Annotated in this window: 14 protein-coding genes and 1 pseudogene; 11 read left to right on the top strand and 4 right to left on the bottom strand. The window is 62.2% G+C overall.

Annotated elements, in window-relative coordinates; translation table 11 throughout:
• Together BLX41_RS33995 and BLX41_RS34550 are read right to left on the bottom strand one after the other, a co-directional pair.
• Positions 1-299 (bottom strand): hypothetical protein (locus BLX41_RS33995; protein ID WP_221179189.1); only part of this gene is annotated, 299 nt, incomplete at its 3' end.
• 232 nt (positions 300-531) lie between these two features.
• A pseudogene (locus BLX41_RS34550) lies at positions 532-760 on the bottom strand (IS5/IS1182 family transposase); the annotation flags it as partial.
• 543 nt (positions 761-1,303) lie between these two features.
• Here BLX41_RS34550 and BLX41_RS33545 point away from each other — a divergent pair.
• Positions 1,304-1,684 carry a hypothetical protein gene (locus BLX41_RS33545; RefSeq protein ID WP_185073405.1) on the top strand — a complete coding sequence of 127 codons (381 nt, stop codon included), beginning with the start codon at positions 1,304-1,306 and terminating at the stop codon, positions 1,682-1,684.
• Positions 1,685-1,880: 196 nt separating this feature from the next.
• On the opposite strand, the gene BLX41_RS05565 is transcribed toward BLX41_RS33545, so the two are convergent.
• Complete coding sequence (locus BLX41_RS05565) at positions 1,881-2,357, bottom strand: hemerythrin domain-containing protein (protein WP_123724093.1); 477 nt, start codon at positions 2,355-2,357, stop codon at positions 1,881-1,883.
• A 520-nt stretch (positions 2,358-2,877) separates the two neighbouring features.
• Here BLX41_RS05565 and BLX41_RS05560 point away from each other — a divergent pair.
• Positions 2,878-3,798 (top strand): hypothetical protein, encoded by a 921-nt coding sequence (locus BLX41_RS05560; protein ID WP_259744457.1) that lies wholly within the window; start codon positions 2,878-2,880, stop codon positions 3,796-3,798.
• Positions 3,799-3,885: 87 nt separating this feature from the next.
• Here the strand turns inward: BLX41_RS05560 and BLX41_RS05555 are convergent, their stop codons facing one another.
• Positions 3,886-4,803 (bottom strand): LysR family transcriptional regulator, encoded by a 918-nt coding sequence (locus tag BLX41_RS05555; RefSeq protein ID WP_123724091.1) that lies wholly within the window; start codon positions 4,801-4,803, stop codon positions 3,886-3,888.
• A 95-nt stretch (positions 4,804-4,898) separates the two neighbouring features.
• On the opposite strand from BLX41_RS05555, the gene BLX41_RS05550 reads away from it, so the two are divergent.
• From BLX41_RS05550 to BLX41_RS34545, 9 genes are all read left to right on the top strand, one after another.
• The gene (locus BLX41_RS05550; protein WP_123724090.1) at positions 4,899-6,125 is read left to right on the top strand and encodes an MFS transporter; all 1,227 of its coding nucleotides are present in this window, start codon (positions 4,899-4,901) and stop codon (positions 6,123-6,125) included.
• Positions 6,126-6,127: 2 nt separating this feature from the next.
• On the top strand, positions 6,128-6,952 hold the full coding sequence (locus BLX41_RS05545; RefSeq protein ID WP_123724089.1) for a hypothetical protein: 825 nt from the start codon (positions 6,128-6,130) through the stop codon (positions 6,950-6,952).
• Between the two features lie 101 nt (positions 6,953-7,053).
• Complete coding sequence (locus tag BLX41_RS05540) at positions 7,054-8,289, top strand: MFS transporter (RefSeq protein WP_123724088.1); 1,236 nt, start codon at positions 7,054-7,056, stop codon at positions 8,287-8,289.
• Between the two features lie 271 nt (positions 8,290-8,560).
• Positions 8,561-9,790, top strand: a complete 1,230-nt coding sequence (locus tag BLX41_RS05535) for a pyridoxal phosphate-dependent aminotransferase (protein WP_123724087.1) — start codon at positions 8,561-8,563, stop codon at positions 9,788-9,790.
• Positions 9,791-9,912: 122 nt separating this feature from the next.
• On the top strand, positions 9,913-10,743 hold the full coding sequence (locus BLX41_RS05530) for a hypothetical protein (protein WP_123724086.1): 831 nt from the start codon (positions 9,913-9,915) through the stop codon (positions 10,741-10,743).
• An 87-nt stretch (positions 10,744-10,830) separates the two neighbouring features.
• Positions 10,831-12,216, top strand: a complete 1,386-nt coding sequence (gene fumC / locus BLX41_RS05525) for a class II fumarate hydratase (protein WP_123724097.1) — start codon at positions 10,831-10,833, stop codon at positions 12,214-12,216.
• A gap of 56 nt (positions 12,217-12,272) precedes the next feature.
• Positions 12,273-13,163 carry a phosphoenolpyruvate mutase gene (aepX, locus tag BLX41_RS05520; protein WP_123724085.1) on the top strand — a complete coding sequence of 297 codons (891 nt, stop codon included), beginning with the start codon at positions 12,273-12,275 and terminating at the stop codon, positions 13,161-13,163.
• Between the two features lie 500 nt (positions 13,164-13,663).
• On the top strand, positions 13,664-14,872 hold the full coding sequence (locus BLX41_RS05515; RefSeq protein ID WP_259744454.1) for an efflux RND transporter periplasmic adaptor subunit: 1,209 nt from the start codon (positions 13,664-13,666) through the stop codon (positions 14,870-14,872).
• Positions 14,869-15,314, top strand: a 446-nt coding sequence (locus BLX41_RS34545) for an efflux RND transporter permease subunit (protein WP_259744453.1), incomplete at its 3' end; no start/stop codon positions are given. The genes BLX41_RS05515 and BLX41_RS34545, both read left to right, overlap by 4 nt.

The raw sequence follows: 15,314 nt of genomic DNA, 5'->3' as shown, positions 1-15,314 counted from the left end.
GCGAGGGCAACTGCTTGCACCAGACCGACATAGCCAGTACCAAAAACGCTGACTTCCATGTGCTTGTCCTCCTTGGTGGGCACATATCTATTCTTCATCAGCCTCAAAATACGGGTTGAATGTAGTAGCACTAAAATATCTACCATCACGCTAGGCGATAATTTGATAGTGTGTGTCGAGAAACGTCTTGTTATTGCGATGGAAATATCCTGATTGATTTGTCGATGGTTCTGTTTGAGGTGGTTGGGAATGACTATTTTATATCTTTCCCAATAATTGTTTTTATCTGCGCTGAACATCGTGGTTTGATTTTTGTACGCTGATTAATGCAAGGCTTGGTGTGTTTGTGCAGTGGCGCTCTGGTTTGTGGTTTATGTAGATAGTCTGTCGATTTAAAAGGTTTTAAAGGTGGTAATAAAAATATTTAAATGGATGGTTTGGTTTCTTGAAGTTCAGTAATGCCTGCTCGAGCACTAATGTGTTCGACGGGCTGGTGTTGTGCTGAGTTATTTGGTCTTCGATGTGAATTGTTTTGTACAGTGCGCTGCGTTTTTTATGATTTTTATAAGTGTTGCGCCGGACGGCAACCTGAGAAATGACCTCGCACCCCACATGTTATTCGCGTTTCTCGAGTCCGGGAAAAATCATCAGCGCAGGCCACGTTTTCCTTGCCATGCAGCAACTTCTTGACTTGCGTGATGCTCCTCATTGGCCACCGTAACAGCACGCTGTGCGCCAGGCCTGACTCGTCGTCGAGGCCACTTATAGAAAGGCCTCGGAAACCAGGGTGTCGTGCTTGAAAGAAATCACGCTCACTACACATACGCGGATGAATATTTTTTTGTCTACTTGCCTCTGTACCCAAAAGAGATTGAGCTGGTTTTTGAGGGCGAGCAGGTTAGTGATGGAGTTTTTGCTGTTGACTTGGATAAATGCATGTCGAGCGCAGAGGGACTGGCTGGTGGCATACTTGCACTGCATGGAAGGCGTGAGGAGGTCTGCGCGGAATCGGTCTCGCGAGAAGAGTGGGGGCTGGCTGAGTTTTTTAGCTATTGGGGAACTGAGCTTTTTTGCGAGAGAGTGAACGCCGCAGGGCTGTTCAGCTAGAAGGCTCCGTCCGCCGACTTTAATTCATCGGGGAACTACTCTCCATGACACTGGAGCCCAATGGGGCGCGTGGCGACCATAGAAGAAAGAGATCGAGTGAATTACATATGAACAAGACGTCTGAAGAAGTTCTCCTTAACTATCACGAGGCGGTTGGAATACAGATGAAAGTCAGACGGCGCAGAGGTTGTTTTCTATGAGTAAGAAACAGTGCGTTTTTGACGAGCGGTTGTATCCAGTTGCCTGGCGTTTCAATGCTGAGGACTGCTTGCTGTCCGATAGCGAAAAAAAACAAATTGTTCTGTTCGACAGTTCGGCATCGGAAAAGCTATGGGATGAATTTATCCCCAGCAACAACCTCATGCAGTTCGACAGTACGACATTTCGACAGGCTGACAGCGTTAAATTGAGCTTCAGTGATAGAGCTGAATCGGCATTGGCTTTTGCGCAGTGGTTAAAGCTTGCTGATGCCATCTGGTTCTTCTGGAGCAGATCAAGTGCCGCAATGGTGACCCGAAGTGTTTTTCTAAAGGCGTGGGATGATTTTTTTACCCGTCGGATGAGGGCTCGATACTGATAATCCCTGACAGCACCAAGGTTGTATTTTCCTTTGAAGAAACTTTTTTCTATGGCGACCTGATTTCTCCGGCAATGAAGTCTGACGCTTGTAGTGGGCGTTAGTTGAGGTTGTGTTTGCGCAACGCTTGCCCGGGGAGGGTAGAGGCAACAAGCCCGGCGCTGAACCGGGCTTGTTGAGAGGCGGCCCGATCGAGCTACGCAGCAAGTTTAGAGGCGCTTAGGCTTTTCTTGAGGGCGGCTTTCATTGCCAGCATTTGCTCACCCAGCTCTTCGAGCTTGGCGTTGCCCAACAGCTTCCTGGCCTGAGGGAACATTTCGGTTTCTTCTTCCCCGATGTGATGCTCCAGCAGCTCCTTCACCACTTTGACGCGCCCCGCGAACTCGGGTTTGGTGGGATCGGTGCTCTTCAGGTCAGGAAGGACAAGCGAGTCGACGGTCCGATGCTCTTCCTTGGCCTCGTAGTACATTTCGGCCTGTTCCTTATCTCCCGCTTGCTTGAAGGCGGGGTACAGGATCTGTTCTTCGAGTTGAGTGTGGATCGTGATTTCCAGCTCGAGTTTGTCCAGCAGGTCGGTGCGTTTTTTCACTGCTCGGTCAGTCGATTCGCTCAACTGATTCAGGATGGATTTCACTTTTTCATGGTCGGCTTTCAGCAGGTCGATGGCGTTCATTTTTTTTGCCTCACGGTCACGGATAGAAGATCGCCGATCTCTGCCGGCACTTCATGAATGTCCCGTTGGTGGCTGCATTGGCCATGCCAGCTGAGTGGATTTTTAAAGCATCGAGATTTCAATGAGCTACGTATCCGGCTGGCCAATAGACCTCATGCAGACTGCACGAACATGACCTTTACGCAATGCAGATCACGGTATTGGCGTGGTGTGGACAGTGCACCCAACGCACTGCATCAGCATGCAAGGCATCGCCGACTGCGATGAGGGCTCAACGGCTCGGCGCCCCAGGCGTAGCGCATCAACCAACACCCGAAAGGCTGATGAATGCTCTCGGCGGTGGGGGGGGGCGACCCTTTGCAAAATTGTCCGCACAGCGCTCCAGGAATCTGTTGATATAGCGCGCTTTGTGGTCCCCCAGCCATCAGCAAGGGCGGCTGGCGCCATGCCACGCCGTCTCGCAGAGGCAGGTCGAAAGAGCGGCAACGCTCGCAGCCATTCAATGGACGGTAGGGCAGTTATGCAACGCAGCATGATGTTGTTGGCCTGGGCCTGGGTGCTGGCCGCGCCTGCCTGGGCAGAAGGCCAGCGGCTGCTCCCGAGCAGCGAACACGCCACGGGCGGCTACCTCTCGTCGCAGTTGTTGCTCAAGCCGTGTGCGGATGTGGCCGCGTTGGGGTTTGCCGATGACGAGAATGCACAGCGCAGCGCCGCAGAGGCACGCAAGGCCCTGCCGGCGGGCACCTGCGAGGATGGGGCCTTGGTGGAGAAACTGTTCAGGGCGCGGTTTCTGCAGCACGCGGCTATCGCAATGGTCTACACCCCGTGGCAGCTCGACGAGAAGATCGCCCGGCAGGACCGGGCCATCCGTCGATGCCAGGACACCCAGTGCCTGGCGCGGGAGCTGGATGGCGTGATTGCCGTCCTCTCGCCGGTGTACCTCGGTGTTCAACGACAATGGCCCAGGGGCAAGGGGTTGTGTGCTGCCGATCCGCTGGAGACGCCAAGCGGCCAGGTGTTGGCACTGCTGGATTCGGACTCGACTCAGGCAATCACGGACACCTGCGCCGGGGACGAAGTGCTGGCGCTGACCTGCCGCGGACCCCATGGCAAGTGGTTGTCTGTCAGCTGCGGCATGAGCGGCAATCAGGTCAATTCGAGCCAATGGCTGTTCCTGGCCGGCAAGGCGCCTCCCAAGCCGTTGCTTGCGGTTGAGGATGGCCCGGTGGCTGTGCTTGAGACGACCTGCAACGGCCTGCCGGACCTGATGACCAGCGCCCGGATCAGTGCGGGGGAGCATGACCTGAGTTACTACCGTTACGACGGCAAGGCGTATCGTCAGGTGTATGCCTACAGCAGTGAGTTCGTGGGCAGCGACGCCAACGGCAATGATCTGCTCATCGCCCGAGGTGGCACAAAGAGCCGGGTGGCATGCCGCTAGCGGTGGAGGGGGCGGGTCTGTTGACCCTGGATTGTCAGCTGCCGTGGTCAACACACTGCTCTGGTGACCGTTGCTCACGGCGGCTGACTAGCGCCCGGCAGCTTCCGGTTGCGCCTGCAGCAATTCGTCGAGCACCCCCATGAAGGCTTCCACCAATTGGCTGCGCCCCTGCTTGCGGGTCAGTACCAGCAGTTGCGCAGTGGCGCCGGGGTCCGTCAGCGGCCGGTAGGTCACGCCTTTTTTGGCCAGGGTCTGGGTGCAGCGGGGCACCAGGGCAATGCCCTGGCCGGCGGCGACCAGGGCGATGATCGAGGTGATCTGCCGACCGCTGGGGCCCGGTCGCAGGGGCAGGCCGTTGCGCCGGTAGAGTTGTTCGATCGCCTCGTTGAGCCCCGAACCGTAGTCCGCGGGAAACAGGATCAACGGGTGTTCGCTGAGCTCGGCCAGGGTCACCTGATCCTGGGCGGCCAGAGGGCTGTCGCTGGAGATGGCCGCCACCAGCGGTTCGTCCCCCAGGGACAGGGCCTGGATTTCGCTATGCTCGCTGGGAGGCTGCATCCGGCTCATGCCGATATCGATTCGCCCATCGACGATCTGCGACCACTGGCTGACCGAGGCACCTTCCACCAGGGTCAACTGCACGTCCGGGTAGCGCTGGGCGAAGGCCTGGATCGCCTGGCTGAACAGGTCCGACAGAGCGATCGAGCTGGCGTAGCCCAGGGCCAGTTGTCCGGCGCTGCCCTTGGCCAGCTTGCTGGCCATGACCTGGGTCAGGTCCACCTGCTCCAGCACAGCCCGGGCGTAAGGCAAAAAGTGCCGGCCCTGGGCGGTGAGCGAGACGGTGCGACTGGTACGGTCGAACAGGCGAAACCCCAGCTCGGCTTCCAGTGCCGAAATCTGCCGGGTCAGCGGCGGTTGCGCGAGGTGCAGGCGCAGGGCGGCACGGCCAAAGTGCAGCTCCTCGGCGACGGTCAAAAAGTAACGCAATTTGCGTAGATCGAGCATCCGGTTCCCTGGGTATTGATCGGTCGTAAATCGGTATTGGTCTTGGGGGCGCGGCGTATTCTATAAAGGCCTTTCGTCATAAAACGAGAGGTTTCATGAATTCGCGCCAGCATTGTGCCCGCATCGCCCTGTTTTTGTGCGGTTGTGCGGCCTTTCTCAACCTGTATGCAACCCAGGGCATTCTCCAGGAGTTCGCCCAGAGCTTTCAGGTGAGCATCAGGGAAGCCGGCTGGAGCATCACCGTGACCACCCTGGCGGTGGCCATCACCGCGCCCTTTGTCAGCCGTTTCACTGGCCGTTTCCAGCAGCGCTCGGTGATGGTCCTGGCGTCCCTGCTTTTGGCGCTGCCGGCGCTGCTGGCGGCCTGTGCCGGCAGCTTTGCCCAGTTGCTGTTCTGGCGCTTTATCGAAGGCATGCTGATCCCGGTGGTGTTCGCCACCAGCGTGGCCTACATCGGCGATCGCTGGAGCGGCGGCACCGTCACCGAAGTCACCAGTCTCTACGTGGCCGGGACCGTGCTGGGCGGTTTCGCCGGGCGCTTCATCACCGGCTTCATGACCGAGTACGTCGGCTGGCGCGAGGCCTTTGCCCTGTTGGCCGGCCTGAGTCTGCTGATCGGCGTGGTCATCCATTTCCTGCTGCCGGCCAATGCGCCAGTGGTCAGCAGCCGTGCACAGAACCGCATGCGGGATCTGCGCGAGCTGTGCCGCCGGCCCCTGCTGGCGGCCTATGGCGTGGGCTTCTGCGTGCTGTTCTCCCAGGTGGCCACCTTCACTTACGCCGGGCTCTACCTCAGCCTGCCGCCCTTTGACCTGGGCGCCGCGGCGCTGGGGGCCATCTACAGCGTATTCCTGTTGGCGCTGGTGGTGATTCCCATCGCCGGCCGGCTGAGCAAGTCCCGGCCCCAGGCCGAGTTGCTCAAGATTGCGGCCCTGCTCGGAGTCGGCGGTTCGGCCCTGACCCTATTGCCTTCCCTGTGGCTGATCGTGCTGGGCCTGGCCTTGAGTTCCACCGGGGTGTTCCTGGCCCAGGCCGCCGCCAACTCCTTTACCACCGCCACCGCCCGCCACAACAAGGCCGGGGCTGTGGGGCTGTACCTGACGTTCTACTACCTGGGAGGCAGTTTCGGCGCTGTGGTCCCGGCACTGCTCTGGAGCCATTGGGGCTGGCAGGGCTGTGTGGCGCTGATCGTAGTCTTCCAACTGCTGTCGCTGCTGATTGCCTGGGGCGGCTGGAAGCCCCTCGAACCCGAAGCACCGGTTGCCGATTCCAGGCCGGTGCCCCCCCTAGATTCATCATCCAACAAGGAATACGTGAGGTGACCATGAATAACCTACTGACCCGGCAGAGCCAGTTGTTGAAGATCGTCGAACCTGTGTTGAACGACATGCCGGCCAGTGTCTTGAAGCATGCGCTGTTCGAAGCGTTCTGGAGCGAAGAAAACGCCCTGGTGGACATCGAGAATGCCTTCGAGAAGCTCACCTCGCGCCGCCACGCGCCTGCCGTGCTGCGCAAGTTCTTCGCCAGCTGGTCGAAGACCAACAATTCCGCCACCAGCGTTTCCGGCCTGGCCAACCGCATCACCTTGCTGGCCCGTTCGGGGCAGGGCTCGGAAGCCGCCGACGGCCTCTATCGCACCTGTGGCAGCCTGCAGCGGATTACCGATGAGGACCTCGGTGCCCTGGGCAACACCCTGCATTCGGACCTGTTCTACAACATGGCGACGCCCATCTGCGGCGACGACCAGTGGCTGCTCAAGGAAAACTGCCTGCCCTCGGCGCAAGGCTTCAAGGACTGGACCGACTTTCGCCGTCTGCGCGATCGCGACCTGCTCCAGGGCTTGCTGACCACCCTGATCCACGAGGTCTATACCCACGGTGAAGTGGAGTTCATCCACCCCCTGTACAAGCAATGGTTCGTCCGCGACATGGGCGTACCGGCTGAAAAGGCCCGGACCACCGTGGCCTGGGTCACGGTGCACACCGGCGGCACCGAGAGCAATCACTTCGCCCATGCGGTGGCGGCGGTCGAGGGGTTCGTCGATGCCATGCAGGTGCGTGTCGACCCCCACGCGGCGCGGGAGATCTTTTGCGAATACCTGCAGCGCAAGGCCCGGGTGATGCGCGACTGCGCCCAACTGTTGCGCTGATGGCGTGTGGCCCGGCCCTGGCAACGGGGCTGGTGGCCGGCTCAGACTTGCCTATCCTGTGACTGATTCCCATCCCTTCCACCTCGCAGCCTGCCCCCAAGATGAATGACCTGAAACACAGCGCCTCCCTGGAGGCCTCGCCGGCCAGCGACACTTCGGTACGCCGCCGCTCCCTGGTGGCCGGTTGCAGTGCTCATGCGGTACACGACGGCCTCACCGATGTGATTTACGTGCTGCTGCCGATCTGGCAGGCGCAGTTCGCCATGAGCTATGCCCAGATCGGCCTGTTGCGCGGGGTCTATTCCGGGATGATGGCCGGGTTCCAACTGCTGGCCAGCCGTGCCGCCAAACGCTGGGGGCGCGAGCGTCTGCTGGTGGGCGGCACGGCGCTGGCCGGGTTGGCCTACCTGTTGGCGGGGCAGGCCGGGGGCTTGAGCGTGTTGCTCCTGGCCCTGCTGCTGGGCGGCCTGGGGGCCAGTACCCAGCATCCGCTGGCGTCTTCCTTGATCACCGACACCCATGAAGCCGGAGGCGGGGTCAAGGAGGCCCTGTCCCAGTACAACTTTGCCGGGGACATCGGCAAGACCCTGGTCCCCGGTCTGGTGGGCCTGTTGCTGACGGTGATCAGCTGGCGCGCCAGTGTCACCCTGATCGGCCTCCTGGGGTTGGCCGCCGCGCTGTTGCTGTGGTGGCTGATTCCCTCCCGGGCCGTCACCGCGGCGATGAGCGAGAAGGCGCCCAAGACGGTCAAGGGCCAAGGCTCGGCCAGCGGGATGCGCGCGTTGATCCTCACCGGCACCCTGGACAGCGCGGTGCGCATGGGGTTTTTGACCTTCCTGCCGTTTTTGCTCAAGGCCAAGGGCGCCGGCACCGCCGGCATCGGCCTGGCCCTGACCCTGCTGTTTGTCGGTGGCGCCTTCGGCAAGTTGCTGTGCGGGTACCTGGGGGCGCGCATCGGTATGATGAAGACGGTGTGGATCACCGAGTTCACCACTGCGAGCCTGATCGTGCTGGCGGTCTTTCTGCCCTACAACGGCTTGATGCTGATGTTGCCCCTGCTGGGCCTGGCCCTGAACGGCACCTCCTCGGTGCTGTATGGCGCGGTGCCGGACCTGGCGGGGGCCGGCAAGCGCGAGCAGGCGTTCTCGTTGTTCTATACCGGCACCATCGGTGGCGGGGCGCTGGCTCCGGTACTGTTCGGCAGCCTGGGAGACGTCACCGGGATACCCTTGGCGGTGATGGCCCTGTCCGCCACGCTGCTGCTGACATTGCCCCTGTCCTGGTCTGTGCAGCGCGGCCTGGACGCCGACGCCCGGTCAGTGTCCAGCCCTGGCTGATGCTCGCTGTCGACCCTTGAATCATCAGGCCCGGGGCTGTTCTGCCCGGGCCTGATGCGTTCTGCGACCAGGGTCGCGGCAGGGGCCTCGCAGCCATCAGATATTTCTTACTTTTGCAGTATCAATCACGACGCAAACGGTATTGGCCGGACATTCTGACTGTCATCAGAATGTAAGAAGACCTGGCTGGAGCCCCCCTCCAGGTTGGCTGCGCAAGGTGTTTCCCGAAGACGGGGTGCCTTGTTTCCAGATCGTTTTCGCAGGTAAGAACATGAATAACAGCGAAGCCACTGCAAGCCGATTTTCCTTGTCCAAGCGTGCCCTGGGCCTCAGTGCCCCCGGTACGTCCAGCATGCGCAGCAAAGCCAACGCCCTGAAGGAAAGCGGGGTCAAGGTGATCAACTTCGCCGCCGGCGAATTGTCCTTCGACGCCTGCCCGGACATGCGCACCGGGGCCATCGAAGCCATTGAAAACGCGCGCAATCGCTACACCCCGCCCATTGGCCTGCCGGCCCTGCGGGAAAAACTCGCCCAGCGGGTCAGCCAGCGCACCGGCGTGACCTTCGCGGCCAATGAGGTGGCCGTGACCGCCGGGGCCAAGCAGGCCCTGTACAACGCCTGCATGGTGCTGCTCAACCCCGGTGACGAGGTGATTGTGCCGACCCCGTATTGGGAAACCTTTCCTACCCAGATCCGCCTGGCGGGCGCCACGCCCGTGTTGGTCGAGACCCGTGGCGACGACTACCGGCTGACGCTGGAGGCGGTGCAGGGCGCGTTGACCGAGCGCACTCGGATGATCGTCATCAACACCCCCAACAACCCCACGGGCACCGTCTATCAACGCGAGCAACTGTTGGCGATCGCCCAACTGGCCTGCCATCAGGGGCTCTGGGTGATGTTCGACGAGTGCTATCGCGGCCTGGTGCGCGAGCCCCACGCGCATCACAACATCCTGTCGCTGTTTCCGGCGCTGAAACCGCAGACCGTGCTGATCGATTCCTTTTCCAAGAGTCAGGCGGTGACCGGCTGGCGGGTGGGCTACGCCTGCGCCCCGGTCGCGGTGATTGCCGCGATGCACAACCTGCAGGGCCACACCACCTCCAACCCCAGCAGCCTGTCCCAATACGCTGCGCTCAACACCCTGACCGCCGACTCATCCCAGTTCGCCGCCCAGGTCAATCCGTTCCTGCAACGGCAGTTGCACGCCGCCCGCACCTACCTGGATCGCCTGGAGGGCATCAGCTATGCACCGCCGGAAGGGGCGTTCTATCTCTACCTGGATATCTCCTCCCGCCTGGGCGGCTACTACCGGGGCGAACAGGTCCGGGATGTCGAACACCTGGCCGATCTGCTGCTGACCGAGGCGCATATCGCCGTGGTCCCGGGTTCAGGGTGTGGCGACCCCCACTGCATCCGGATTTCCTACGCCGTCGAGTACCAGGAGTTGATCGAGGGCCTGGGCCGCTTCACCCAGTTCATGTCGGCCATCGTCATGGATTGAAGGCGCTTCAAGTCGCCCGCCGTTGCACCATCATCACCGCTGTTCCCGAGCCCCTCAGGTGGCCTGGGTGGTGTCGCTCGTCTTGCTGTCCGTGAAGTGAACAATAAATACAGGAGAGAAACATGGAGAGTTCCCGCAAAGCGTTCATCGGCTACGTGCACCAGGCCCTGGTGGATGTCGAAGACCGCAATCTGGTGGAGGCACTGCTGACCGGCTTTGAAAACCATCCCGACAAGCTGGACGGTTACTGCCAGACCTATCAGCGCATGACATCCAGCCGCTGGTCCGAGGATTCGCTGTGCACCTTCTTCTGCGGCTGGCGCAGCCCCGACGGCGCGGCCCACGCCGTGTCCAGCATCATCGTGCGGCTGTTGCAGGAGTCCGAGGACCTGCCCGGTGATGACAACAGGCTCAAGCTGCTGGAGGCCGCCCGGCATTGCGGCGAGATCATCGTCGAAGACGTCGGCCTCGGCGAAATGCACGGCCATCCCCACCATTCCAAGCTGTACCACCGCATGGCCTCGGCCATCTGCGGCTCGGACAACTGGCGCCTGCAGGACAAGTACCTGAACCCCATCACCAAGGAGTTCTCCACCTGGGTCGGGGAGAAACGCCCCCTGGCGCCGAACCTGGTGGAAGCCCTGGAGATGATGGCCCTCACCGAGCTGTTCAACACCGGCGAATACAACCTGATGACGCCGCTGTGGAAGAACTGGCTGCGCGAGTCCTGCGGCTATCCGGCGGGAGAGGCCAACCGCATCGCCGGCTTTCTCAGTGTCCATTGCGGCGCCGTCGAAGCCCGGCATTTCCGTCATGCCACCGACGCCCTGAAGCTCTACACCCAGGCCACCGGGCAGCAGATCAACTACCGGCGCATCGCCGCGCTCTCCGACGAGTATGTGGTCCGGGCCTGCGCGCACCTGGAAAAAATGGCCTCTGTGCTCAAGGCGTAGGGCACCTGTGAACCACGCCGGGCGCGGTGACGGCCCGGCTTCCCATGACTGATTGCGCTGCATACCCAAGACTGGAGAACCATGAACATGCGTCTTGAATCCGACTCGATGGGTTCCATTTCCGTGCCGTCCAACAAGTACTGGGGCGCCCAGACCGAGCGCTCCATCCTCAACTTCCCCATCGGCCGTTCGCGCTTCCAGTGGGGCGCGCCGATGATCCGTGCCATGGGCATCCTGAAAAAGGCCGCGGCCCTGGCCAACCTCAAGCTTGGCGAACTGCCCGAAGCCATCGCGCTGCCCATCGTCAAGGCGGCGGACGAAGTCATCAGCGGGCAGTTGGACGAACACTTCCCGCTGGTGGTGTTCCAGACCGGTTCCGGCACCCAGTCCAACATGAACGCCAATGAAGTGATCGCCAACCGGGCCATCGAGATGCTCGGCGGCGAGCTGGGCAGCAAGAAGCCGATCCATCCCAACGACCACGTCAACCGTGGGCAGTCGTCCAACGACACCTTTCCCACGGCCATGTACATGGTGGTGGTGACCGAAATCTTCGAGACCCTGATGCCCGGGGTGGCGACCCTGCGAGACACCCTGTTGGAGAAATCCCAGCAGTATCGCGACGTGGTCAAGGTCGGCCGGACCCACCTGCAGGACGCCACGCCCATTACCCTGGGCCAGGAAATCGGCGGTTGGGTCGAGCAGATCGACTACGCCCTGGGGGCCATCGAGCTCAACCTCGGTGGCCTCTACGACCTGGCCATCGGCGGCACGGCGGTGGGCACCGGGCTCAACTCCCATCCGCAGTTCGGCGACGAGTGCGCCAGGGTCATCGCCGAGCTCACCGGCTACCCGTTCAAGTCCTGCGCCAACAAGTTCTTCGCCCTGTCGGCCCATGACGCGCTGATCAACACTTCGGCGGCGATCCGCACCCTGGCCATGGCCCTGATGAAGATTGCCAACGACGTGCGCTGGCTGGCCAGCGGCCCGCGCTGCGGCATCGGCGAGATCGACATTCCCGAGAACGAGCCGGGCTCCTCGATCATGCCGGGCAAGGTCAACCCGACCCAGTGCGAGGCGCTGACCATGGTCTGCGCCCAGGTCTTCGGCAACGACGCCAGCGTGGCCTTCGCCGGCAGCCAGGGCAATTTCCAGCTCAACGTCTACAAGCCGGTGATGGTGCACAACGTGCTGGAAAGCATCACCTTGCTGGCCGAATCCTGCCGCGCCTTCAACGATCATTGCGCAGTGGGCATCGAGCCCAACCGGGCGCGGATCGAGGCCAACATCGAGAAGAACCTGATGCTGGTGACCGCCCTCAACCGGCACATCGGCTACGACAAGGCGGCCATCATTGCCAAGACCGCGCACCACGAGGGCAAGTCCCTGCGGGAGGTGGCGCAACAGCTTGGCTACGTTTCGGCCGCGGACTTCGACCGCTATGTGGTGGCCCTGGACATGACCCATCCCTGACCCCAGGCCCCCGCAGCCAACCCGCTGTTCCTACTCACAAGAGGCGCGTGAATCCCATGCAGGACGCTGATATTCGCCGAACCAACCTGAGCCAGTTGCTGCGCCGCAAGCGCTGTCTGCGGGTCCTTGAAGCCCACAGCCCGATCTCGGCGCTGCTGGCCGAACAGTCCAGGCTCGAGCGCGGGCCCGGCCCCAGCCTGACCTATGACGCCATCTGGTCCAGCTCCCTGACCGACTCGACCCACAAGGGCCTGCCGGACATCGAGATCCTCTCGCCCAGCAACCGCCTGCACGGCATTCGCGAGATCTTCGATGTCTGTTCGCTGCCGATGATTTTCGACGGCGACACCGGGGGCAAGGCCGAACACTTCGCCATCCACGTGAAGATGCTGGACCGGGCCGGGGTCTCGGCCGTGGTCATCGAGGACAAGTGCGGGCTGAAGAAGAATTCCCTGTTCGGTACTGCCGTGAGCCAGGTCCAGGACAGCATCGCCGAGTTCTGCGAGAAGATCCGCGTGGGCTGCGCCAGCCGCAGCCATGAAGAACTGCTGATCATCGCTCGCTGTGAAAGCCTGATCCTCGACAAGGGCATGGACGATGCCATCGAGCGCTGCCTGGCCTATGTCGCCGCCGGCGCCGACGGGATCATGATCCACAGTCGGAAAAAGGACGGCCTGGAAATCCTCGAATTCGCCCGCCAGTTCCGCCGCCATTGCCCGCGGGTGCCGCTGATCTGCGTGCCCACCAGCTATGCCCACCTGAGTTTCGACGAGCTGGAAGGGGCCGGCTTCAACGCGGTGATCTACGCCAACCACATGCTGCGCAGCGCCTACATGGCCATGCGTGATGTGGCGGTGGGCATTCTCGAACATGGCCGGACCCTGGAGGTGGAACCCCGTTGCCTGGGCATCGAGGAGATCCTCGATCTGGTGCCGGGCACCCGTTAGCCGGGGGTGACCAAGGCAGCCCTGAGAATTCTTGTAGGATTTCGGTTTTATCTCAAAAGATTGCACGACTAAGGATGCACGGGAATAGGAGCTTTCTTACATACGTTGCCAGGGCGGCTGCCTAAAATTGCCCCGTTCGCCCGGCCAGGGACCACAGGCAACATGCCCGGTGGCGACATCTGGTCAGGGCGGGCTGCAACATCGCGGCACCTGCCTGCCCGGCCCATGTTCCGCCTACTGCCTTTGGCTGGCCGGGTCGGCACTTTCAGCCCGACGCGTTCTGCCTCCCCCACATCCCGTTCTGCCCCTGGTGCTTTCCTGCACTATTTTTCACAGAGATTTACAGCTCCCGCCAAGGCCCCGCGTTAGCCTGTGGTCGTTGCAGGACTGTTCAGCGCCTTGCGGCCTGCGCCGAGTGTCGAGCCAAGCGTGGATCGAGCCTTTGGTGCCTCTATCGCGCCCGTTTCCAGGGCGCCCGTGAACCTTCGAGTACCCGTCAGATGAACCTGAGCAATCTCACTCCCGAGCAGATTCGTGCCCGGCGTATGCAGCGTCTTGCCCGACATACCCCGAAGCTGCTGGCAACGGCGCTGTTGACCCTGGTAGTCGCTGCGGTGGCGCTGTGGCTGCCGGAGACCGAACTGCTGCAAAGTGTCGAACAGGCGTCACCGGAGCTCAAGGTCAGCAGCGTCGTGGCCCGGCCCGGCAACGTCGGGCAGCGCATCTTCATCAGCGGTACCCTGGTTCCCCGGGAGGAGATCGCCATCGGTACTGCGCTGCAGGAACAGCGAGTGGCCGCGGTGCGGGTGGAGGAGGGCGACCGGGTGACGGCCGGTCAGGTCCTGGCGGAGCTGGAGACGGTCACCCTGGACGCCCAGGTACGTCAGGCCGAGGCGGCCCTTGGGCGCACGGCGGCCTTGATCCGCCAGCAACAGGCCCTGCACGGGGAAGCCCGGACCAGCCAGGAGCGCTTCGATCAACTGGGCGGTTTCGGCGCGGCCAGTGCGCAACAGGTGGATCAGCAGCGGGCCCAGGCACGTGCCACTCAGGCCAGCCTGGCGGCGGCCCGGGCCGAGTATGAACAGGCTCGGGCGCAGTTGGCCGATGCCCGCGCGCAACGCCAGAAGGCTACGGTACGGGCGCCGGTGGCGGCCGTGGTGTCCGAGCGCCTGGCGCGGGTTGGCGCCCTGAGCGGTGCCGAGCCGTTGTTCCGGCTGATTCGTGACAACCAGCTGGAGCTTGCGGGTGAAGTGGCGGAAAGCGCGTTGCGCGTGCTGCAGATCGGTACCGAGATCCAGGTTCAGGTCGCGGGATTGGCGACCCCAGTGGCCGGTCGGGTCCGCCTGTTGGCACCGAAAGTCGATCCCCTGACCCGACGCGGCCAGGTGCGGATCACCCTGGCCGCCGAGCCGGGGTTGCGCGCCGGCAGTTTCGCCAGCAGCACCCTGGAACTGCCGCAACAGACCCTGGGCCTGGTGCTGCCGCAACGGGCTCTGACCTTCACCAGCGATGATCAGGCTTCGGTGGTGGTGCTCGATGCCCAGGAGGTGGCCAGCCTGCGGCAGATCCGCGTCGGTCGGCGGGACGGCTCCCAGGTGGAGGTGCTCTCCGGTCTGGTGGAGGGGGAGCGGGTCGTGGCGCGGGCCTCGGCCTTCGTCCGTGCCGGTGATGTGGTCAGCCTGGCCGATGACGAGAGCCTTGAGCCATGAGCCTGCAGCTTTCCTCCTGGGCGATCCGCCGCCCGATACCGACCCTGGTGATGTTTCTGGTACTGGCGGTGGCCGGGTGCCTGGCCTTTGTGAAACTGCCGATCAACGCCAATCCGCGCGTGGACTTCCCGGTGATCACCGTAGTCGTGTCCCAGGTAGGCGCCGCGCCCACCGAGCTTGAGCACTCGGTCACCCTGCGCGTCGAGCGCGCGGTGTCCGGCCTTGCCGGGATTCGCCATATCACCTCCACGGTGGCCGACGGGATCTCGGTGACCACCGTGGAGTTCCAGCTCGGTATCGATCCCGGGCGGGCCGCCAACGACATTCGCGACGCCATTGCGCTGATCCGCGCCGACCTGCCGCAGACCATCGAGGAACCGATGATCACCCGCATCGACGTCGAGGGCGGGGCGATCCTCAACTATGCGGTCAAGGGCAGCGA

It is taken from the genome of Pseudomonas protegens, assembly GCF_003732485.1.
Lineage (GTDB): Bacteria > Pseudomonadota > Gammaproteobacteria > Pseudomonadales > Pseudomonadaceae > Aquipseudomonas > Aquipseudomonas protegens_B.
Note: the sequence above shows the minus strand (reverse complement) of the source record. Positions and strands in the feature narration are given on the sequence as shown.